Origin of the sequence: Hymenobacter mellowenesis (genome assembly GCF_030581005.1) — a bacterium.
Lineage (GTDB): Bacteria > Bacteroidota > Bacteroidia > Cytophagales > Hymenobacteraceae > Hymenobacter > Hymenobacter mellowenesis.
Genome location: NZ_JAUQSX010000015.1, coordinates 49,968 through 68,358 on the forward strand (window position 1 = coordinate 49,968; position 18,391 = coordinate 68,358).

At 63.2% G+C, this 18,391-nt stretch carries 22 protein-coding genes; 21 read left to right on the forward strand and 1 reads right to left on the reverse strand.

What is annotated here, in order from left to right:
• The first annotated feature begins 480 nt into the window (after positions 1-480).
• The 20 genes from Q5H92_RS22835 (at position 481) to Q5H92_RS22930 (ending at position 17,101) form a co-directional block, all read left to right on the forward strand.
• Positions 481-969: a hypothetical protein gene (locus Q5H92_RS22835; protein ID WP_305013885.1), complete on the forward strand. Its 489-nt coding sequence runs from the start codon at positions 481-483 to the stop codon at positions 967-969.
• Between the two features lie 4 nt (positions 970-973).
• A complete protein-coding gene (locus tag Q5H92_RS22840; protein ID WP_305013886.1) occupies positions 974-1,642 on the forward strand; it encodes a hypothetical protein in 669 nt (222 codons plus the stop codon).
• A 6-nt stretch (positions 1,643-1,648) separates the two neighbouring features.
• Positions 1,649-3,694 carry a hypothetical protein gene (locus tag Q5H92_RS22845; protein ID WP_305013887.1) on the forward strand — a complete coding sequence of 682 codons (2,046 nt, stop codon included), beginning with the start codon at positions 1,649-1,651 and terminating at the stop codon, positions 3,692-3,694.
• The gene (locus tag Q5H92_RS22850) at positions 3,694-4,290 is read left to right on the forward strand and encodes a hypothetical protein (RefSeq protein ID WP_305013888.1); all 597 of its coding nucleotides are present in this window, start codon (positions 3,694-3,696) and stop codon (positions 4,288-4,290) included. Before Q5H92_RS22845 ends, Q5H92_RS22850 begins: the two co-directional genes overlap by 1 nt.
• A gap of 21 nt (positions 4,291-4,311) precedes the next feature.
• Positions 4,312-4,812, forward strand: coding sequence for a hypothetical protein (locus tag Q5H92_RS22855; RefSeq protein ID WP_305013889.1), 501 nt, complete (start codon positions 4,312-4,314; stop codon positions 4,810-4,812).
• 100 nt (positions 4,813-4,912) lie between these two features.
• Entirely contained in the window at positions 4,913-5,926 is a 1,014-nt protein-coding gene (locus Q5H92_RS22860) for a hypothetical protein (protein WP_305013890.1), read from the forward strand.
• A gap of 102 nt (positions 5,927-6,028) precedes the next feature.
• The gene (locus tag Q5H92_RS22865; RefSeq protein ID WP_305013891.1) at positions 6,029-7,408 is read left to right on the forward strand and encodes a S49 family peptidase; all 1,380 of its coding nucleotides are present in this window, start codon (positions 6,029-6,031) and stop codon (positions 7,406-7,408) included.
• A 50-nt stretch (positions 7,409-7,458) separates the two neighbouring features.
• Positions 7,459-8,466: a hypothetical protein gene (locus Q5H92_RS22870; RefSeq protein WP_305013892.1), complete on the forward strand. Its 1,008-nt coding sequence runs from the start codon at positions 7,459-7,461 to the stop codon at positions 8,464-8,466.
• Positions 8,467-8,519: 53 nt separating this feature from the next.
• Positions 8,520-8,804: a hypothetical protein gene (locus tag Q5H92_RS22875; protein WP_305013893.1), complete on the forward strand. Its 285-nt coding sequence runs from the start codon at positions 8,520-8,522 to the stop codon at positions 8,802-8,804.
• A gap of 27 nt (positions 8,805-8,831) precedes the next feature.
• On the forward strand, positions 8,832-9,401 hold the full coding sequence (locus Q5H92_RS22880) for a hypothetical protein (RefSeq protein WP_305013894.1): 570 nt from the start codon (positions 8,832-8,834) through the stop codon (positions 9,399-9,401).
• Between the two features lie 124 nt (positions 9,402-9,525).
• Complete coding sequence (locus Q5H92_RS22885) at positions 9,526-10,221, forward strand: hypothetical protein (RefSeq protein WP_305013895.1); 696 nt, start codon at positions 9,526-9,528, stop codon at positions 10,219-10,221.
• Positions 10,211-10,864 (forward strand): hypothetical protein, encoded by a 654-nt coding sequence (locus Q5H92_RS22890; RefSeq protein ID WP_305013896.1) that lies wholly within the window; start codon positions 10,211-10,213, stop codon positions 10,862-10,864. Before Q5H92_RS22885 ends, Q5H92_RS22890 begins: the two co-directional genes overlap by 11 nt.
• Complete coding sequence (locus Q5H92_RS22895; RefSeq protein WP_305013897.1) at positions 10,861-12,519, forward strand: hypothetical protein; 1,659 nt, start codon at positions 10,861-10,863, stop codon at positions 12,517-12,519. Before Q5H92_RS22890 ends, Q5H92_RS22895 begins: the two co-directional genes overlap by 4 nt.
• Before the next feature lie 302 nt (positions 12,520-12,821).
• The gene (locus tag Q5H92_RS22900) at positions 12,822-13,154 is read left to right on the forward strand and encodes a hypothetical protein (protein ID WP_305013898.1); all 333 of its coding nucleotides are present in this window, start codon (positions 12,822-12,824) and stop codon (positions 13,152-13,154) included.
• Between the two features lies 1 nt (position 13,155).
• A complete protein-coding gene (locus tag Q5H92_RS22905; protein ID WP_305013899.1) occupies positions 13,156-14,487 on the forward strand; it encodes a hypothetical protein in 1,332 nt (443 codons plus the stop codon).
• Complete coding sequence (locus tag Q5H92_RS22910; protein ID WP_305013900.1) at positions 14,487-15,500, forward strand: DUF6712 family protein; 1,014 nt, start codon at positions 14,487-14,489, stop codon at positions 15,498-15,500. Before Q5H92_RS22905 ends, Q5H92_RS22910 begins: the two co-directional genes overlap by 1 nt.
• A gap of 1 nt (position 15,501) precedes the next feature.
• A complete protein-coding gene (locus Q5H92_RS22915; protein WP_305013901.1) occupies positions 15,502-15,795 on the forward strand; it encodes a hypothetical protein in 294 nt (97 codons plus the stop codon).
• Between the two features lie 10 nt (positions 15,796-15,805).
• A complete protein-coding gene (locus Q5H92_RS22920) occupies positions 15,806-16,279 on the forward strand; it encodes a hypothetical protein (protein WP_305013902.1) in 474 nt (157 codons plus the stop codon).
• Positions 16,198-16,746, forward strand: coding sequence for a CHAP domain-containing protein (locus Q5H92_RS22925; protein ID WP_305013903.1), 549 nt, complete (start codon positions 16,198-16,200; stop codon positions 16,744-16,746). Before Q5H92_RS22920 ends, Q5H92_RS22925 begins: the two co-directional genes overlap by 82 nt.
• Before the next feature lie 4 nt (positions 16,747-16,750).
• Positions 16,751-17,101, forward strand: coding sequence for a hypothetical protein (locus tag Q5H92_RS22930; protein WP_305013904.1), 351 nt, complete (start codon positions 16,751-16,753; stop codon positions 17,099-17,101).
• Here the strand turns inward: Q5H92_RS22930 and Q5H92_RS22935 are convergent.
• Complete coding sequence (locus tag Q5H92_RS22935) at positions 17,098-17,472, reverse strand: hypothetical protein (protein WP_305013905.1); 375 nt, start codon at positions 17,470-17,472, stop codon at positions 17,098-17,100. The two genes, Q5H92_RS22930 and Q5H92_RS22935, sit on opposite strands and share 4 nt — an antisense overlap.
• Before the next feature lie 86 nt (positions 17,473-17,558).
• Between Q5H92_RS22935 and Q5H92_RS22940 the strand changes: the two genes are divergently transcribed.
• Positions 17,559-18,386 (forward strand): hypothetical protein, encoded by an 828-nt coding sequence (locus Q5H92_RS22940; RefSeq protein ID WP_305013906.1) that lies wholly within the window; start codon positions 17,559-17,561, stop codon positions 18,384-18,386.
• Positions 18,387-18,391 lie beyond the last annotated feature (5 nt).

Genomic DNA, 18,391 nt, shown 5'->3' on the forward strand with positions numbered 1-18,391 from the left:
AAGTGTAGGTCGGTGTAGGTCGGTGTAGGTCGGGGTACTTTTGGCCAACCTACACCAACCTACACTTTTCAGGGCCCGACCTACACTTCGGCGGCGAAGAATGTGGCCGTAGTAACTCCAATCGGCTTTTTTGCTCCGGTGTAGGTTTGTAGGTCGGTGTAGGTGAGGTATTCCAGCTTTTGGGCGTGAAACCGTGTTTTTTTCAGCGCGCGACATTTTTTTATAGGTCGATGGCCGGTTTTTGGCTCCACGCTGCCAATCAGCGGCCCGGGAACCAATCTTCGGCAAATCCAATATCTGCTTTTCGCTGGTACTCCTGCACTAGGTTCGACTCCGGAAGGGGCTTAATTTTCGCTCCAGACGCGGGAAAATCTATTCCGAATTGTCCTGTGCTACGCCTGGGGGCTTGGGTAGCTTTGAATCATGCCCCGCCTCCCGGAAAATATGCTTACTCATCACAGTATTCCGGTGCGTCCGGCTGTGGCCAAATACTTACGGCGGAAACTGCACTTGGCCGAGGGCCAGGCCTACCAACTCAGCAAGAAGCACCCGGTGGGCCGGTTGCTCTACCATTTGTTCCGCAACCCCCAAGAGGACAGGCAATACGTGATTTCGGAAGAGACCCACCCGGGCCGGTTCCCCCTCACCATTTCGCACCAGCTCAACTGGCTCAACGGCTGCCGCTACCTCAGCGCGCAGGGCATTCACGACTTCAACCGGCAGGTGGAGGACATGATGGAGGAGGAGTTTCTGACCACGGTGAAGACCCTGGCTGCCCATAGCGTGCAGTTTGAGACGAAGGCTGTGGCCCTGCGCTTCATGGACACCTACGACCTGACGGAAGAGGACATGACGCTCGATGCGCTCATCAAAGCCTACTACCGCTTCCGCAAAGCGCAGCATACCGCCCAAAATCGGGTAAATAATATTCCGAATTGTCCTGCGCTCCAGCTGCAGGTAGCCGCCTAACGCCTTGCTCACTCCCGCCCCCGCCGCCGCCGGCCAATTGCGCAATCTGGACCCGCTCCTCGTCGACAACACCGGCGGGGTGGAGGCGCTCTGGTATTGCGACGTGGCCGACGTGCTCAGCTACCCGCGCACGGCCGCCGCGGCCCTGGCCACCGACGTGGTGCTGGTGCCCGGGGCCAGCTGGTACCAGCTCATTGCCACGCGCGGCACGCTGAGCTACGGCCAGGCCGGCGCCACCGACCGCCACGGCGACTTTTTCAAGCCCCTGCTGAAGGGCGCGCTGGCCAAGGCCACGCCCACGGTGGCCGCCGGGCTGGAGGCGCTCGACGGCCGCCGCTTCCTGGTGCTCTACCGCGACCAAAACGGCTACGTGTGGCTGGTGGGCACGCCCGACAGCCCGCTGACGTGGAGCGAGAAGTACGAGAGCGGCAGCCCCACCACCCGCAACGGCTACGATTTCCAGTTCGCCGGCGAGGGCCCGCGCCGCGCCCGGCCCTACCTCGGCACCTGGACGGTGAGCGGCGTGGGCCTGGAAACCGGCGTGCAGCTGGGGGCCGGCACCGGCGGGCGCGTGGAAATCCGCGACGCCCATGGCAACCTCATGGCCACCGTGGCCGCCGGCCGCACCGTGGTGGTGCGCAGCGGCTTCCGGGTGGCCTTCACCATCAACTAACGACCCATGGCCGGAACCCGAACCAACGCCGCTGCCTGGCTGGCCAAGTGGCTGCCCATCTTCGGCGATAACCAGTACCAGAACATCACCGAGAAGACCTTTCGGGACAAGGACGAAGACATTGCGGCCACGTTCATGGCCTGGAAGGACTTCAACCCCAACGGGGCGCCTGGTATCGATAAGCGGGTGCGCTTTGAAACGGCGGCCCAGCTGGCCACGGCGGGCGGGGCCGGTGACTGCCTGGAAGGCCAGGACGACGAAACCTTCTGCCTCGGCATGCTGGCGTGGGTAGAGTTCCCGGAAGTCGGCCCCTACGGCACGTCGTTCCGGCTGATGTACGACGGCAACCCGGCGCGCACCCCCGGCGACAATGGCGTATGGGCTTACCGCACCGGCACGCTGGTGACCGGCTCGCGCCTGCCGGCTATTTGGGTGAAGCTCAGCGACCCGATTGCCGGCGTGCCGACCTACGACTACCTGCAAACCATTGCCGGCGCTGGTGGCTATGCTTTCAAGGTTGGCGAGCCCATTCGGGATTTTGCGGGCACCAACGCCGAATATTTCTTCGCCGCCCTGCAGCCCGGCCCGTTGCCGGCGCCCACGGCGGCCACCGGCGACGTGAACTGGCGCCGCATCGCGCCGGAGGAGGTGGCCACCGTGGCCCCGCCGTTCTTTCTGCGCATCAGCCAGGCCACGGCCATCCTGCTCGACGACGACGTGGCGGTGCAGGCGGGCGTGCGCTACGCGGTGGAGTTTCCGAGCGGCCAGTGCGTGGAGCTGGTGGGCACGGAGGCCAGGCGGTTTCCGGTGGTGGGCGTGCTCAATGGCGAGCCGGTGCGGGTGAACGTGCACACCGGAGCTATCACGCCCGCCGACTACGACGACACGGCCGTGCGTGGGCTCATCACGGCCCTGCAAACCGGCAAGGTGGAGGTGTGGACGGTCGGGCCGGTTTTTGCCAACCGCACCTATCTGGGCAATGGCTTCAGCGGCTGGGGTTTCTACCAGCCCAAAAACGACATCGGCACCAGCACCACCATCAGCAGCGCCTACTACAACCTGGTGGTGGCCTGGCCGAAGCTCTACTCCACGCTGGGGCTCTCGACGGACGGCGGCCTGACCCGCTTTGCGGCGACTCAGGCGTTTAGCACCAAGGCCAACCTTTATAATGCCCCCTACTTCGCCAATGAAACGGCACCCGGGGCAACGTTATTTCCCGGCATGGGTGGCGGGCAGTTTTACTCGTTGAACGGCACGGAAGTGAGCCTGGACGACCCGGCCGCCTACCCCGAAACCTTCGGCCGGGTCAACTTTTATCGCGCCGTGGGCCAGGCTGCTTCTACGCTCAAGCTCATTCAGCCCACCACCGCCTCCATTGAAGGCAGCAGTTCACTGATTCTTGAGCCCGGCGAGTGGCTGGTGCTGCGGCAGGTGCTGAGCGGCTACCAGATTCCCATGCGGGGCAATAACCTGGGCGCCGCGGCGCCGGGCGGTGGCAGCACCACCATGCTTTCCGAGCACTACACCGCCACCGTGGCCGGCGCCCAGCCCGCCATCGCGCGCGCCGATGCCGTGGCTTACTTCGACGTGAGCGTGAACGGTGAAGCATTGGTGCCCGGGCTACACTACACCGTAAGCGGCAACACCCTCACGCTGCTGGCCGCTGCCGGCGTGGACGTGGGCGAGGTGGTGGCGTTCAGCTACTTTAAAACCGTGGGCACGGTGGTGGCCCCGGCCACCGACGACCCCGACCTGCACACCACGACGTCGGGCAACCGCCACACCGGCCCCGATACCTACTTCACGCCGCGCACGGCCTTCAACATGAAGGCCGTGGACAACGTGGCCAGCGTGAATTATCAGGTGAGCTACCGCGACACGACCAACGCCAACGCCTGGGTGTATGGCACGCCCCGCGCCACCGAAGCCGCCGCCACCGCCGACCTGGGAGCCGTGCCGGCCGCGAGTTGGGCGCAGGGCGTGCAGCTGCGCTACGAGACCGTGCCCACCGATTCCACCAAAGAGGCGCAGTTCGCCACCAACGTTTCCTAATGAGCAAGGCTTTCGAGGGCCACAACCGCCCCTTCCCCAGCACCGTCATTGCGCCCCCAGTGGGCGCCGGGCACAGCACGTACGCCTACTTCGCCGGCTCGGCGTTGCAGTTCCCCACGCTGCCCAACGCCAAAGTAATGGCCGGGTTCATCAAGCGCCCCAATACCGGTAGCGGCTACGGGTTCGACAACCGGCCGGCCGGCTCGGGGTACTTTCTCAGCGGGGACCACCCCAACTTTTTGATTCAGAGTGACGGGGTGAGCATCGATACGCACGCGCCGTTTTCGGACGAATTGTGGCACATGTTCTACTTCGAGGCGGTGACCAACTTCATCTCGCCCAAGCTGCTGGCCCGCAACGCCGGCGACGAGTTCCTGGCCCTGACCAACCTGGCCGACTTGCGGGTGTACGACCGCGTGTGGACCCCGGCCGAGAAGGCAGCGGCCAGCGGGAACGGCACGCTGCCCACCGACAGCAGCGTGATTGCCCGCTACGATTTCGTGGGCATGACGGGCGTGCTGATTCCTGACGTGAGCGGCAACGGCCGCGACATCACAGTCACCGGCGCCGCCGGCGTGCTCTACACCAACGGCTAATTCCTTTCCCCCTTACGAGCTATGGCCATTCAACCCCACACCCCCACACCCATCGCCCTGCGCCTGCCCAACCGCACGGACGGCATCACCACCCTCGGTTTCGTGGCCGTGCAGCGCGTCTTCTCGCACCTGACGCCCCGCAACGGGGATACGGTCACGGTCAGCACCTTTGAAATCGAGGCCTACTTCCTGCTCGAAAACGACGAGCTGGGCAACCGCTTCGAATCGTTCAAGGCGCCCGACGTGACGCTGGTAGCCGATAACAACTGCCTGGTGAGCTCGGACGGGCTGACGATTCTGGCCACCCGGAGCATTGACCCGGCCACCGGCAAGCCCATGCGAGAAGAGGAGTTGCAGGAAGATTTCTACCGGCGCTGCGTGGCGCTGAGCGTCAACCAAGACACCTACTGGCAGGGCAATGCGATGGAGGTAATGCGGGAAAATCAGCCCATCGTCATGGGCCAACTCATGCGCTACCATGCCCAGCAGGCCATTGCCATGGGCCGCTTCGACGTGCCTTAGCCGTGCGCGCCACCCGCTTCGGCTGGCTGCTTTTCGCTGCGGCCGCCCTGCTGATTTACCTGCTCTGCCGCTGGCTGCCGGCCAATTATTTGCCCTCTTGATGCGCCTGAAAAACCAACTCCTGCTCAACACCCTGACCCAAGCCGTGGACTTGCCCGCGGAAATGGGCCCAATGGCCAGCGTCGACGCGCGGCTGGAGGCGCAGCGCATTGCCATCACCGGCCAGCAAACGCCGATTGGGCCGCGCATGCAAAACCGCAACAACGCCCTGCGGCTGGACTTTGTGGAGTCGCGTATGGATTCGGCGGAGGCCGCCCTGCTCACCGAACAGCAAGCCACCCGCCTGCAGCAGCAGGTGATTGAGCAGCTGACGTTAGGGGCCAGCGCCACCGGCGCGGAAGTCGTGGCCCTGCGCGCCCGCATCGAGCTGGTGCGCGCCGCCGGCGTGACCACGCAGGCCCAGCTCGACGCCAATGCCGCCGCCGACGCGCTGACGGTGGCCCGGGTGCAGCAGCTCGAAACGCAGGAGGCCGCCGACCACCTGGCCGACGCCGCCGTGCTGGCCTACGAGCAGCAGAACGACGCCCGCGTGGCCCTGCTGGAGGCCCGCCTCACGAAGGACGAGGCGGCCATTGCCACGGCCCAAGCCAAAGTCGACGCCGCTGAGGCCCACGCCCAGCAGGGCATTGCGGCGGCGGCCACCGCGCAAAGCAAAGCCGACACGGCCCAGGCAGCGGCCGCCGCGGCGCAGGCCAGCGCGACCACGGCCCTGGCCAACGCCGCCACCAACGCCACGGCCCTGGCCACGCTCGCGGCCGAGGTGGTCACCAAGCTGCCGGCGGCCCTGGTGCAGCGCTTCAGCATCAACACGCCCGGCGTGACGTTGCAGGCCCTCACGCCGGCCACCTTCCCCGTGGTGCTGCCCAAGGCCTTCAGCGACAACAACTACTTCGTGTTCTTCACCAAGGCCAGCGGCGCCGCGCTGCTCAACGTGCAGCTCAGCGACACGGCCACCAAAACGGCCACCTCCTTCACCTGCAGCATGCAGCAGACCGGCCTGGCCTCGCTGCTGGTGGCTGCCAGCACGGCCGAGGTGCTCGTGGTGCACGCCTGAAATACCCGGTAAGACCAACGCCCGCCCCATCCGGCGGGGCTTTTTTCTGTCCTTCGCTTCGGGCCGGCGGGCCGGCAGTTTTGCATCGTCCAATTCCCTACGATGCGATTCAATAGCCCCTTATCGGCCGCGCTCAGCGGCCAGTTCCTGTTGGAAGACTCGGCCGTGCCGGGCTTCCTCGCGCAACTGGCCCAGCTGCTCACGGCCACGAGCACCGCGCCGGGCCAGCCCCGGCCCGACGGCGCGCTGCAGCCCGCGGCGTGCTTTGCCATTTCGGCCGACGCCACGAGCGTGCAGCTGCGCGGCTACGGCTCGCTCGACGAGGTGCCCGCCGGCTCGGTGGCCGTGACCGTGGTGCGCGGCGTGATGATGCCGGAGGACGACTACGATTGGGATTACGGCTACGTGCCCGGCACCCGCACCCTGGGGGCTCGCATCCAGCAGGCCGACGCCCACCCCAACATCATCGCCCACGTGGGCCACTTCATCACGCCCGGCGGCAGCGTCATGGGCGTGGAGTCGTTTGCCGACATCGTGGCCGGCACCACCAAGCCGTTCGTGAGCTTCGTGGACATGATGTGCTCGGCCGGCGCGTGGAGCGGCTGCGGCGCTGATAAAATCGTGGTGGGCAAAACCGGCATCACCGGCAGCATCGGCACGAAGTGGGACGGCCTCGACATGTCGGGCTACCTCGAAAAAATGGGCTTGAAGCAAGTGACCGTAACGGCCACGGAATCAACCGAAAAAACGCGGGCGTTCGACGAGGCCTTGAAAGGCAAGCCGGCCCTGCTGCGCTCGCAGATGCTCGACCCGCTCAACGACGTGTTCGTGGCGGCCATCAAACAATACCGCCCCAACGCCACGCCCGACACCCTCACCGGCAAGCTGTTCGTGGGCCAGGCCGCCGTCGACGCCGGCCTGGCCGACCAGGTGGGCTCGCTTCAAGATGCCATCCAGCTCGCTTTCGACCTGGCCGGCGAGGCCGGTTCGGTGGTGGGCTCTACTACTGCTTCATCTTTTTCTTCCACCAACCCCCAATCCCCAACCATGTCGCTTTTCGGCAACAAAAACAAAACCACGGCCTTGACGGCCGTATTGGCGCTTTCGGGCCAAACCGGCCTGACGGCCGAGACCACGAAAGCCGCAAACGAGGAGCTGGCAGCTGCCGGCATCACCGACGCGGCCATCATCACACAGTCGGAATACACCGACCTCGTGGCCAAAGCCGGCCAGGTAGCCACCCTCACCGCTTCGGTGAACACGCTGACGGCCGACAAAACCAAGCTGACCACCGACCTGGCCACCGCCAACACGGCGCTGACGGCCTCGCAGGCTGAGGTGACGCGCCTCGGTGCCCTCGGTGGTGCTGCCCCCACCACGGCCGGCAAGGCTGAGGGTGACCAGCAGGATGCCCCCAAGGCACACGCCTGGTTCGACAAAAATGCCGACCACAACAAGGATGCTGAGGCTCTGCTGAGCTAATCAACATCCTCTCACACGCTTTTTCTCACCCTTTTTCTGCAAAATCCCAAATGGGCATTAACGTAACCCAACTGGCCGCTGAGCTTGGCGCTTACAGCCGGACCAACAACAAGGAGATTCGCCAGATGGCGACTCAAAAGTCGTTCACGGCTAAATTCATGAAGACCGTGATGTCGGTGAAAGGCAAGTTTCCGGCCTTGCAAAGCATCACCGGCCGCCTGGTGCAAGGCTTCACCGCTGTGTGGAGCCCCCTCGGTGTGACAAAGTTCAAGGTGAACCCCCTGGTGAACTATCAGCAGAAGGTGAACTACGAATTTGTGCCGGCTGACATCAACGCCAGCTGGGTGGCTCACCTCTACGAGGAGAACAAAAAGCCCGCTGATATGCCTATCTCGAAGTACCTCATCGAGCAGGAAATCATGCCCGCCGTGGTGCGTGACCGCGAATACCTGCTGGGCCAGGGCGTGTACGATGCCAACGACAAAGGCACGTTCGGTAAGTCGATGGACGGCATTGCCACCATCATCACCAAAGGCCTGGCCGCGAACAGCGAGAACCCGGTGTATCAGATTCCGCTGGAGCCGGTGACCCTGGCCAACATCGTCGACCAGGTGAACGAGTTCGAGCAGAAGTTGCCCATCGAGGTGAAGTCGGACATCAACAAAATCTACATGTCGGAGACGTTCACCGACCAGTACGCGCTGAACTTCTTCAAGACATACGGCGTGCACCCCACCTACACGCCGGAAGGCGGCTTGAAGACCATCGTGGGCAAACGCCAACTCATCGGCCTGCCTTCGCTGAACGGCACCAGCGTGATTTTTGCCACGCCGGACGCCAACTTCCTGCGCCTCATCGACCTGAACGACGAGCCCATCTTGAACGATGTGCAGTCGCTCGACTACAAAGTGAAGGTGTTCATGGAGTGGTGGGAAGGCCCGGCCTTCTGGACGAACCAGATGGTTATCGCCGGCGTCATCGACGGCAACATTGAAGGCCTGGCCCCGGCCGGCGCCAACCTGGAATACTACGGCAAGGCTGCCGTGGTAACGGCCTAACCTGAAACCCGCCCGCCTCCCTGCTCAGGGAGGCGGGCACATTTCAATTCAGTATGCCACTTATCGTAAAAATCACTTCGGAAACGAAGGACAAGGGTGTGTTCCGCGCTTCGGGTGTGGTGACGGCTCCGGACGGCTCCGAAAAGGGCAAGGCCGTGGTTTACGTCACCACCGGCGTGAAAGGCCCCAAGCTGGTGCTCGCAGAGGCCGGCAAAACCACTATCCTCGGCAACGAGGTGACCGAGTACAAGAGCTTCGAAGGCCCCACGGCCGCTGAGACTCCCGAGCTGGCAAAAGATGTCGAGCTGACTTTCTCCAAACTATCCTTCGCCATCTAAGCGGTTTAGCTTAGAGTAAACATCATTATGCCACTCGATTTCGAAGACATCGAAGGAACTGCCGGCCAGGACAACACCGCCGGCATCCAGCAGAACATTTACCTCGTCGACTTTAAGGATGTGCTGACGCACCCCACCTTTCCGAAGATTGAGGACGGCACCGACCTGGCCAGCCTGGCAACGGTAACCAGCAATCTGGTGCTGAAACCCACCAAAAAAGCGCACCAACTGTATTGCACGCTGGAAGCCGGCGCGGCCACGAGCGACTCGCAAGGCGAGCTCGATGGCATGAGCTTCAAAAACGGCCTGAAGTTCCTGATTCCGGGCAACAAAGCCAATGCCGATGGTTTCGTGCGTTTGGCCAAAAACGGGTCGTTCTACCTCATCTATTTCGAGCAGGACGGCACGGTGCGCATCCTCGGTCACCCGGGCTACCCGGCCAAGATGGCCAGCGCCCCCGGCACCAGCGGCGAGAAAACCAGCGACCGCAAGGGCCGCACCATTACTTTCCAGAGCGTATGGAGCGGCCCGGCCCCCGTATTCGAAGGCAAGGTGATGGTGGACACCGTGGAGCAGGTGCTGGTGTATCTGGCGTAGCTTTGCTGCACTTCATGGGGCAATAGCTGCCACATGATGAGATAAATCCTGAAAGCCCCTTGGCCTTGCCGAGGGGCTTTTTCGTGTCCTTTCAACTGGCAATTGCCGGCCGGAATTTCGGGGCATGACGGTAAAAGAATGGCTCGATTCGGAGCGTGATTACGAGGCGGGCCGGCAGCTCTACGCCGCCCTGGGGGACAACGACCGGCTCAAGCGGCTCTTTGCCGATGGGCCCACCCGCTACAACCGCGAGGCGGTGGCGTGGGAACTGACGAAGCTGGCCCGGGCGGGAAGTGGGCAGCTATCAGTTATCAGTTATCAGTTAGCAGTTATCAGCATAGATGCTTCGGCTGCCGAAAAGGATACAAGCTCAGAGCCCGAAAGCAGCCCAAACGCAACGTTTTCGTTGCAAAAGGATACAAGCTCGGCCGAAAAAGGGACCGAGCTGCTCGACGAGCTGAAGGCTGAGCAGCGCGGGCTCTACGATGAGCGGGCCGGCGTGCATGCCCAGCTGGAGGGCGCGAAGGACGAGGAAGAGCGCCGGCTGATGGCCGTGCGCGTCATGACGCTGAGCCGGCAGCTAAACACGAATTGGGAGACTTACCACTACGTGGAGGCCCACGGCGAACTGCCGCCGGCGCCGGCCCCTGCGCCCGGCCTCGACCAGCTGGCCCCGGCCGACCTGGTGAAGAAGCGCAACAACCTGCGCAGCCAGGCGAGCAAACTCAAAAAACAGCCCCACCGCGCCGATGACCTGCTGCGCGTGGAGGCCGAACTGGCACAGGTCGAACAACTACTCAACCCGACCAATGGCCAGTAAAGACCAATCGGTGATGGCCCGGGTGCAGGCCATCGTGCCCACCGAACTCACCACCAGCTTTGACCGCATTTACTACTCCTACCTCAGCGAGGAGGTGGAAGCCCTGCTCACCGAGGAGGAGCTGGAGCGGCGCGCGCGCATCGATGACGCCTGGCACTACATGGTGAAGCGCAAATCGCCGTTGGCCGCTGCGCAGTGGCTGCAGGAGAAGCTCGACGTGAGCCGGGCCACTGCCTACCGCATCGTGCGCGAGGCCCTGCAGGTGTTTGGCGATGTGGTGAAAACCAGCAAGGATGCCAAGCGCCGGCTGCTGTGGGAGTACTCGCTAAAGGGACTGGATAAGTGCCTGAAGATTGACGACATGCGTGCCTACGCGGCCATTCTGAAGAACATGACCACGTTCGAGGGCTTGAACCTGGAAGACAACACGTTCGACGGCGAAGCCATCCAGGCCCACACCTACATCATCCAAGTGGGCCGGGCCGACGGCGGGGAGCTGCGCTTCAACGCCAACGCCATCGAGGAGCTGCCCGAAACCGAGTACACCGAAGTGCTCGAGGCGGTGGAGAACATGACCACCAGCGTGGCGGAGATGGAAGAGTTGTTGGACAGGGCCGCGCAGAAAGGGAAGAAAAAGTCGTGAGCAAGCCCAAAATCAGCCCTCTGCACTTCAACCGGCCGCAGCTGCGCTTCATTGTGACGCTGATGATGTCGGCCATCTCGATTTGGGGCCGCGCCACGGGCAAATCGTCGCTCATTGCCTGGCTGATGCACCTGATTGTGGAGAATTTGCCGCGCAGCGCCTGGGGCCTGTGCGGGCAGACCTACGAGCAGATTCTGACGCGCACGCTGCCCTCCACCATTGCCAGCCTGGCCCGCATCGGCTACGTGCAGGGCATTCACTACGTGATAGGGGTGAAGCCGCTGAAGCACTTTGGCATGCCCTACGAGACGCCGCAGAAGTGGAACCACGCCATCACGTTCTACAACGGCACCGTTTTTCACATGATTTCCCTCGATGGCGGCGGGGGCTCGGCGCGGGGCCTGAACCTCGACGGCATCCTGGCCGACGAGTCGCTGCTGCTCAACAAGGAGAAGTTTGACGACGAGGTGCTGCCGGCCAACCGCGGCAACGAACGCCAGGCGTGGGCGGGCCACCGCCTGCACCACGGCGTGTTTCATTTTACCTCGATGCCCTACGGCAACCAGGGCAAGTGGCTGCTGGAGGGCGCCAAGCACTACCAGAACAGCGGCAAGGATTATGAGTCGCTCAGCCGGCAGCTCATCACGCTCCAGCTGAAGTACATCGACAACAAGGACCGCGAGGCCCGCCGCAGGGTGTGGCTCGAAATCCAGCAACTCACCAAGGAGCTGCGCTACTACTGCGACGAGAACGGCCAGCTCTACAGCGAGGCCAACGTGTTCGAGAACCTGACCAACGTGGGCATCCGGTTTCTGGAGCAGGCCCGCCGCTCGCTGACGGATTTCACGTTTCGGGTGGAAATGCTCAACCAGAAGCCCTCGACCGTGGAGGCGGGTTTCTACCCCACGCTCGACCTGGCCAAGCATACCTACGAGGCCTTCAACTACAACCACCTCGACGGGGAGGACTTCAACCTGAAGCGCCTGCTTCGCCTGCAGGAGTACCCCGATAGTAGGCAGGATGCCGATTGCGACAGCGCCCTGCCGCTGCGCATTGCGCCCGACTGGGGCGGCCGGGCCAGCTTCATCACCGTGGCGCAGGTGCACGCCAAGCAGCGCGAGTACCGCATGCTCAACGCCTACCACGTCAAGCACCCGGAGCTGATTCGGCACATTGCCGAGAAGTTCATCACCTACTACGCCTACCACCTGAACAAGCGCGTGGTGTTCATCGAGGATGCCGAGTACGGCAACAGCCGCGTGGGCAACAGCACCGAGACCTACAACCAGTTGTTCGTGCGCCTGCTGCGGGAGGCCAAGTGGAAGGTGGAGGTGAAGAAGCTGGGGCGTGCTCCCAGCTACCAGGTGCGCTACCTGCTGGCCCACGACCTGCTGGCCGAGATTGACCCCAACTGCTGGCGCATCCGCTTCAACAAGCACCACTGCAAGGACCTGCTCATTGCCATGCAGCTCACCTCCATCAAGGAAGGCTCACGTGGCATCGAGAAGGACAAGGATGCCGAGAAGGATGCCAGCGTGCCCAGCGAGGAGGCGCCGCACTACACAGACACGTTCGACCTGCACCTGGCCAGCATCGACGACACGATACTCAAGCCGTCGACCGACTGGAATGGCTTCGTGATGGTCAGCAACTGATTGGACACTGGCAATTGAGGTTAAAGGGCCGTTTCCATAGTGGAAACGGCCTTTTTGTTTGGGTGCAGCCCATTCATATACCCCTTTTTTGCCGATGGCAATTGCCAAAAAGTGATAGGGCAAGCTGGGGTACAAATCGGCGCAATGAGACGCAGTATTCTAAAAATCGCCCATAATCTGCGATTCCAGCGCGTGGGGGCACATTGGTGTGAGACGGGTTTTTTCGGGTGATTTCTGAAGGGGTGTAGGGGCTTTTTCCTGTCCTTTCAAACGGTAGGGGCCGGCGGGAATTTCGCAGGGCAATGGGAGGTAAAAAAGTCATAACGATAAAGCAGGTGCTGGCCGAAATGGCCGCGGCGGTGGAGCCGTTTGCGCTGCGCTTCGTGAAGCTCAACGAGTCGAAAGGCACCGGTGGCGAAGTCGTGGAGCTGGCGGGCCAGCTGCTCAGCGGCCGCGGCTCATCGAAAGCCCCCTCTCCAAAGGAGGGGGGTGAGGAGGTGAGCGCGCACCAGGTGCGCAAGCCCAACCACTACGACAACATGACCCGCAACCTGGTGAGCACGCTGAATGGCAACTACAGCAAGGTGCACTACCCCCTCATTCTGGAATTCAACGGCCAAAAAGTCATTCTCTAACGTGTCAGTATACATCAATCCATCCGGCTCGTTTGGCTTTATCGAGGGCACCAATGCTCTGGTGAAGCTCGGCACGGCTACCGGGCCCACGCCCGGCGCCGCCACCACCAACTCGCTGGTGAAACCTATTGGCGGCAATGCCGACGTGGCCTTTTGGGGCGAAGACAATCTGTTTCCGCAGCAGGTGGTGGCCGATATGGAGGAAAATACTTCCCTGGCCACCATGCTCCAGTGGAAGGCTAAGGCTTGGTACGGCGGTGGCCTCATCTACGGGCTGGTGACGTTCGACGAGAAAGGCGAGGAGGTGTTCAAGCAGGTGCGCCTGCCGGAAGTGCAGGAGTTCATCCGGCGTTCCAACCTGAAGCGGTTCGGCATCGAGGCGCTGGTGGACATTTCGGTGTTCAGCCAAGCCTTCCCGGAGCTGATTCTAAGCCGCGACCGCAAGCAAATCGTGTCGGTGTCGACGCAGGACGCCTGCTACTGCCGCTACGCCAAGGCGAAGACGGCCAACGACATCATGAAGCGCCTCTACATCAACGCCAACTGGGCGAATGGTGGGCGCTACGATGACGAGTACACCACCACCGTGCCGGTGCTCGACCCCTACTACGACGCCGTGGAGGGCCTGCGCGCCCGCACCGATGGCTTCAAATACATCTATCCGATTTCGTTTCCGTCGCCGGACAAATCGGAATACCAGCTGGCCAGCTGGAACACCGTGCGCCGCTCCGGCTGGCTCGACATGGCCAAGGCCGTGCTGGAGTTCAAGCGCAACCTGATGAAGCAGTACCTCAGCATCGAGTGGATGATTGAGGTGCACCCCGAATACTGGAAGTGGAAATTCAAGGATTGGGACGACAAGGACGAGGAGGAGCGCCGCCGGCTGATTAAGCAGGAGCTGACCACCTTCAGCGACGTGATGACCGGCTCCAACGGCGCCGGCAAGTCGCTCATGACCACCACCGTCCAGAACAGCAAAGGGGAGGACGTGGCCGCCTTCAAGGTGACGCCCATGGACAAGAAGATGAGCGAGGGCCTGCTGAACGAAGATTCGCAGGAAGCCCACTCGCACGTCTTCACCGCCGGCGGCGTGGCGCCCACGCTCATGGGCATCCAGCCCGGCAAAAACATGGGGGCCGGCTCCGGCTCCGACGCCCGGGTGGCCTTCAACAACTTCATCAGCACCTCCACTTTCGAGCAGGACCTGGTGCTGGAGGTGCTGCACTTCATCCGCGACTACAACGGCTGGCCCGAAAACCTGGAATTCCGCTTCAAGCAGCCCCTCATCATGACCATGGACAAAGGCAAACAAGTCCAGCAACAGACCTCGTAATGCGCTCCCTCATCACCACCCTCGACCAATTCCGGGCGCACGTGCGGCTCAATGCCTCCACGGAAGACCAGGACTATTTCCTCAGCCTGCAGGCCGATATCCTGCTGGCCGAGGATGACCACCTGCGCCCGCTGCTCGGTGACTCTTTTTACGACGGCCTGCTCGATACCGTGGCCGCGGAGGGCGACGTGGTGCAGGAGCGCCTGCGCTACCTGCTCACCAGCGCCTTGGCCAACCTGGCCATGCTCAGCTTTGCCGACCTGGCCCAACTGCAAATCAGCGGCAGCGGCGTACAGATTATCAGCAACGAACGCGAGAAAACGGCCTTTCAGTGGCAGATTGACGCCCTGAAAGCCAGCTGCGCCACGAAGGGCTTCAACCAACTGGAGAAGGCCTTGGCGTATCTGGAAGCCCACCGCACCGACTTCCCGACGTGGAACGGCGTGCCCGCGGCCGACAGCGCCCGGGCCCTGTTTCTGAACACGGCCGCGCAGTTTTCGGAGCACTACAACATCAGCAACTCGCGGCTCACCTTCCTGAATCTGCTCAGCATCAACCGCAAGATGGAGCGGTTTGCGCTGGTGCCGGTGCTCGGCCAGGCCTACTACGACGAGCTGAAGGCGCAGCACGCCTCCGGCACGCTCAGCCCCGAAAACGCGGCCGTGGTGGCCGACTACCTGCGCCCGGCCCTGGCCCATATCACCATGGGCTCGGCCATCGGGGAAATGAGCTTCGCCCTGAACGGGGCCAACTTCGAGCTGAACGTGTTCCGCCCGGATGCGTCCAACGCGAAGGAGTCGGACCCGGGCCTGCAGCAACTCCTCGAAACCAAGGGGCACGATGCGCTGCGTGACGGCGAACGGTTCCTGCGCCAACTGCGCAAGCTGCTCAACAGCGAGGCCTCGGCCCAGAAATACGCCACCTACTTCGCTTCCAGTGCCTACGACGCGCCGGCTTCGGAACTGGCTTACATCACCACCGACGCCAAGGCGCCGATTTTCTTCGGGTTCTAGGATGGGGCCATACTGGGAATACTTCTTTAAAGCAGTGACGGCCATCGGCGTCATCGCCGCCATCTACAACATCTTCTCCTCGCGCACCATCGTGTCGGAGCAGGGCCAGAAAAACAAGGTTGAGCAGGCCCTGAAGCTCGGCGAGGAGAACAAACGAGACATCGAGCACCTGAAGGAGCTGGCCGGCATTCGCGACGATGCCACCGAAAAGCGCCTCAACCAAATCGGCGACGACATCGGCTTCGTGAAAGACCTGCTGGTGAAGTGGCTCCTCGACCCCAACCGCAAATCTTAATTCTGTAACGATGCCCATTCCCAACTACTTGCGCCGGGCTGCTTCCGGCCTGCTCATGGCCGGCGCCATCTTCCTCGGCCTGCCCTTCCTGATTCGCTTTTACGACCCGACCGCCGGCAGCTTCGGGGCCGACCTGCTCAACGCCTTGGGCCTGGCCGCGCTGCTCTTCAGCGGCGTGCTGCACATGGGCCTCTACGCTTACGAAAAGTTTTTCCCGCGCTTCCAGCTCTACCAGGCCGAGAGTTTGGAAGGGGAGGGCAAGCTGTTCGAAAACCTCACCGATGCGCTGGTGAAGCCGCTTTTTACGGAAGACAACATTTACCCCAACCGGTTGGCCCAGCTCACCGAGCGGCGCAAAGTCCACCAATTTATTTTTCTAATGCGATGCGTCCGTTTATCCTTTTGCTTGCTCTGTTTGGGCTTCTTGCTGTCCCTGGCCGCCTTCATGCTCTACCTGGCGATGGTGGCCGTGCCCGGGTCGTAGCCGAAGCCCAAAAGCTGCTGGCCCAGCGCATCCGCGAGCACGGCGGCGCCAACCGGGGCCCACAGGTCGATGCCCTCATCAAGGAAGCCGGCGGCCAGATGGGCCAGCCCTGGTGCTCCTGGTCGGTGGTGGTGGAGTTCCGCCGGGCCGGCATCAAGGCCCCGCGCTTCGGCCGGGCCCGCGATTGGTTCGATAAGGTGCACACCGTTTGGCGGGCCGGCCGGCAGGTGCTCAGCCGCCCCCCGCCCCAGCCCGGCGACGTGGTGGGCTTCACCTGGGGCGCCGCTGTCATCGGCCACGTGGAGCTGCTCATTGCCTGGGGCACCGGCCCCAGCGCCCGCTGCATCGGCGGCAACACCGGCGGGGGCGGGGCCCTGCAGCGCGAAGGGGAGGGCATGTACGAGAATTGGCGCCTGAAGCGCATGATAGCCGCCGTGGCCAACGTGGTCGACAATCCGAAATACTGAACCCATGAAAGCCTGTTTTCTCCTCCTGCTCCTCATTATGGCCGGCTGCGCCCGCGAGGCCTGGCACGCCCCCATGACGGTGCCCACCGACAGCACGGCGCTGTTGCTGCCGGCCCTGCCGCCCGGCAAGTACAAGTTCACCGGCCCGGTGAACATCACCATGCAGGCCGGCAACAACAACGTGGCCACGCCCACGGCCACCGCCAAAGTGAAGGCCACGGCCGCCGCCGTGGGCCCGGGCAGCTCCGCCGCCGCGCCCATCAAAAATGGGTTGCCTTGGTGGTGGCTGCTGGTCGTGGTTGCCCTGGCTCTGCTCATTCTCAATAAGCTGGTGCGCCGCCGTTGGCTTTTTTAGCGCCCAAACTTCCGGGCCACCAGCACCTTCGCCCCGCCGATTTCGGCCCCCTTTTCCAGCATGGCCACCACGGCCGAGTAAAGCGACTCCACCGCCGTGTCGTAGCCCTCGAACCCGCTGGCCTGCGACACCTGGTAGTTGCGCCACCCCAAGGCCCCGCCACCGGCCACCGTGCGCTGAATGTCCACCCAATGAATGGCCTGGTACTCGCGCACGGCATCCAGCTCGCCCTGCCATATCACCGTCACGTTTCCCTGCTTCTCCAGCGCCTTGCGCACTTCATAAAGCGTGCGCCCGGGTAGCGGCGCGTACAGCATGAGGGTGCCGACCGGGCCGAAGCTGTAGGAGGTTTTGAGTTCGATTTGTGGCATACGTGCCGCAAAGCTGGGGCTTTTTCCTGTCCTTTCAAACGGGCCATTGCCAGGGGAATTTCGGGACAAATCACCCCCGAAACGCCATGCTAAACGTGGAATTCGGCCGCCGCCTCTACCTGGTGCCCAGCGCCTGGAACGAGCTAAGCCGCCGCCAATTGCTGCAAATCACCCGGCTACACGGCCAGGGCTTCGCCTCCGACCGGGCCCTCGACGATGCGTTCCGCCGCGTCATCCTCGGCGTGCCCGGCCGCCTGTGGGCCCGGCTCAACGGCGTGCAGCGCGTCGAGCTGCGCCACCTGGTGCCGGTGCGCTTCCTGCGCGAGCCGGCCGACTTCGCCCCGCTCACCGAGCAGCTGCTGCCGCACCTGCCCTACCTGAAGTGGTACCAGGGCCTGGGCTGCCGCTACTTCGGCCCGCGCGAAAACTTCCGCAACCTGAGCTTTGCCGAATTCATCTTCGCCGACGCCTTCTTCCTGCGCTACCTGCAGACCAACGACGAAACCCAGCTTGACCGCCTGGTGGCCACCCTCTACCGGCCCCAGCGCGCCGGCTACGCGCCGCTGGCCCCGGACTACGCCGGCGACCGCCGCGAGCCCTTCAACGAAAACCTGCTCGATGCCCGCGCCCGCCACGTGGCCCGGCTGGAGCACCACGTCAAGTACGCCGTCATGCTCTGGTACCGCGGCTGCCGCAAGGCCCTCGAAACCCGCTTCGAGTACGTGTTCACCGGCGAAAACAATCGCAAGGCCAGCGCCGGCAGCTGGGCCGACGTGCTCCACGAGCTGGCCGGCGGCGTGCACCGCATCGACGCCACCGCCGGCCAGCACCTGCTCACCGTGCTGCGCGAGATGAACCGCGTGCTCCGGCAGGCCGAGGAGCGCGCCGAAGCATCTCGCTCGCAAAATCACTAGCCCCC

What these genes read in the sequence shown, in the direction of transcription:
- Q5H92_RS22870 (WP_305013892.1), top strand. Translation starts at nt 7,459, where the DNA reads ATGGGCATTAACGTAACCCAACTGGCCGCTGAGCTTGGCGCTTACAGC.
- Q5H92_RS22910 (WP_305013900.1), top strand. Translation starts at nt 14,487, where the DNA reads ATGCGCTCCCTCATCACCACCCTCGACCAATTCCGGGCGCACGTGCGG.
- Q5H92_RS22860 (WP_305013890.1), top strand. Translation starts at nt 4,913, where the DNA reads ATGCGCCTGAAAAACCAACTCCTGCTCAACACCCTGACCCAAGCCGTG.
- Q5H92_RS22880 (WP_305013894.1), top strand. Translation starts at nt 8,832, where the DNA reads ATGCCACTCGATTTCGAAGACATCGAAGGAACTGCCGGCCAGGACAAC.
- Q5H92_RS22930 (WP_305013904.1), top strand. Translation starts at nt 16,751, where the DNA reads ATGAAAGCCTGTTTTCTCCTCCTGCTCCTCATTATGGCCGGCTGCGCC.
- Q5H92_RS22885 (WP_305013895.1), top strand. Translation starts at nt 9,526, where the DNA reads ATGACGGTAAAAGAATGGCTCGATTCGGAGCGTGATTACGAGGCGGGC.
- Q5H92_RS22845 (WP_305013887.1), top strand. Translation starts at nt 1,649, where the DNA reads ATGGCCGGAACCCGAACCAACGCCGCTGCCTGGCTGGCCAAGTGGCTG.
- Q5H92_RS22940 (WP_305013906.1), top strand. Translation starts at nt 17,559, where the DNA reads ATGCTAAACGTGGAATTCGGCCGCCGCCTCTACCTGGTGCCCAGCGCC.
- Q5H92_RS22900 (WP_305013898.1), top strand. Translation starts at nt 12,822, where the DNA reads ATGGGAGGTAAAAAAGTCATAACGATAAAGCAGGTGCTGGCCGAAATG.
- Q5H92_RS22890 (WP_305013896.1), top strand. Translation starts at nt 10,211, where the DNA reads ATGGCCAGTAAAGACCAATCGGTGATGGCCCGGGTGCAGGCCATCGTG.
- Q5H92_RS22875 (WP_305013893.1), top strand. Translation starts at nt 8,520, where the DNA reads ATGCCACTTATCGTAAAAATCACTTCGGAAACGAAGGACAAGGGTGTG.
- Q5H92_RS22935 (WP_305013905.1), bottom strand. Translation starts at nt 17,472, where the DNA reads ATGCCACAAATCGAACTCAAAACCTCCTACAGCTTCGGCCCGGTCGGC.
- Q5H92_RS22920 (WP_305013902.1), top strand. Translation starts at nt 15,806, where the DNA reads ATGCCCATTCCCAACTACTTGCGCCGGGCTGCTTCCGGCCTGCTCATG.
- Q5H92_RS22850 (WP_305013888.1), top strand. Translation starts at nt 3,694, where the DNA reads ATGAGCAAGGCTTTCGAGGGCCACAACCGCCCCTTCCCCAGCACCGTC.
- Q5H92_RS22915 (WP_305013901.1), top strand. Translation starts at nt 15,502, where the DNA reads ATGGGGCCATACTGGGAATACTTCTTTAAAGCAGTGACGGCCATCGGC.
- Q5H92_RS22855 (WP_305013889.1), top strand. Translation starts at nt 4,312, where the DNA reads ATGGCCATTCAACCCCACACCCCCACACCCATCGCCCTGCGCCTGCCC.
- Q5H92_RS22865 (WP_305013891.1), top strand. Translation starts at nt 6,029, where the DNA reads ATGCGATTCAATAGCCCCTTATCGGCCGCGCTCAGCGGCCAGTTCCTG.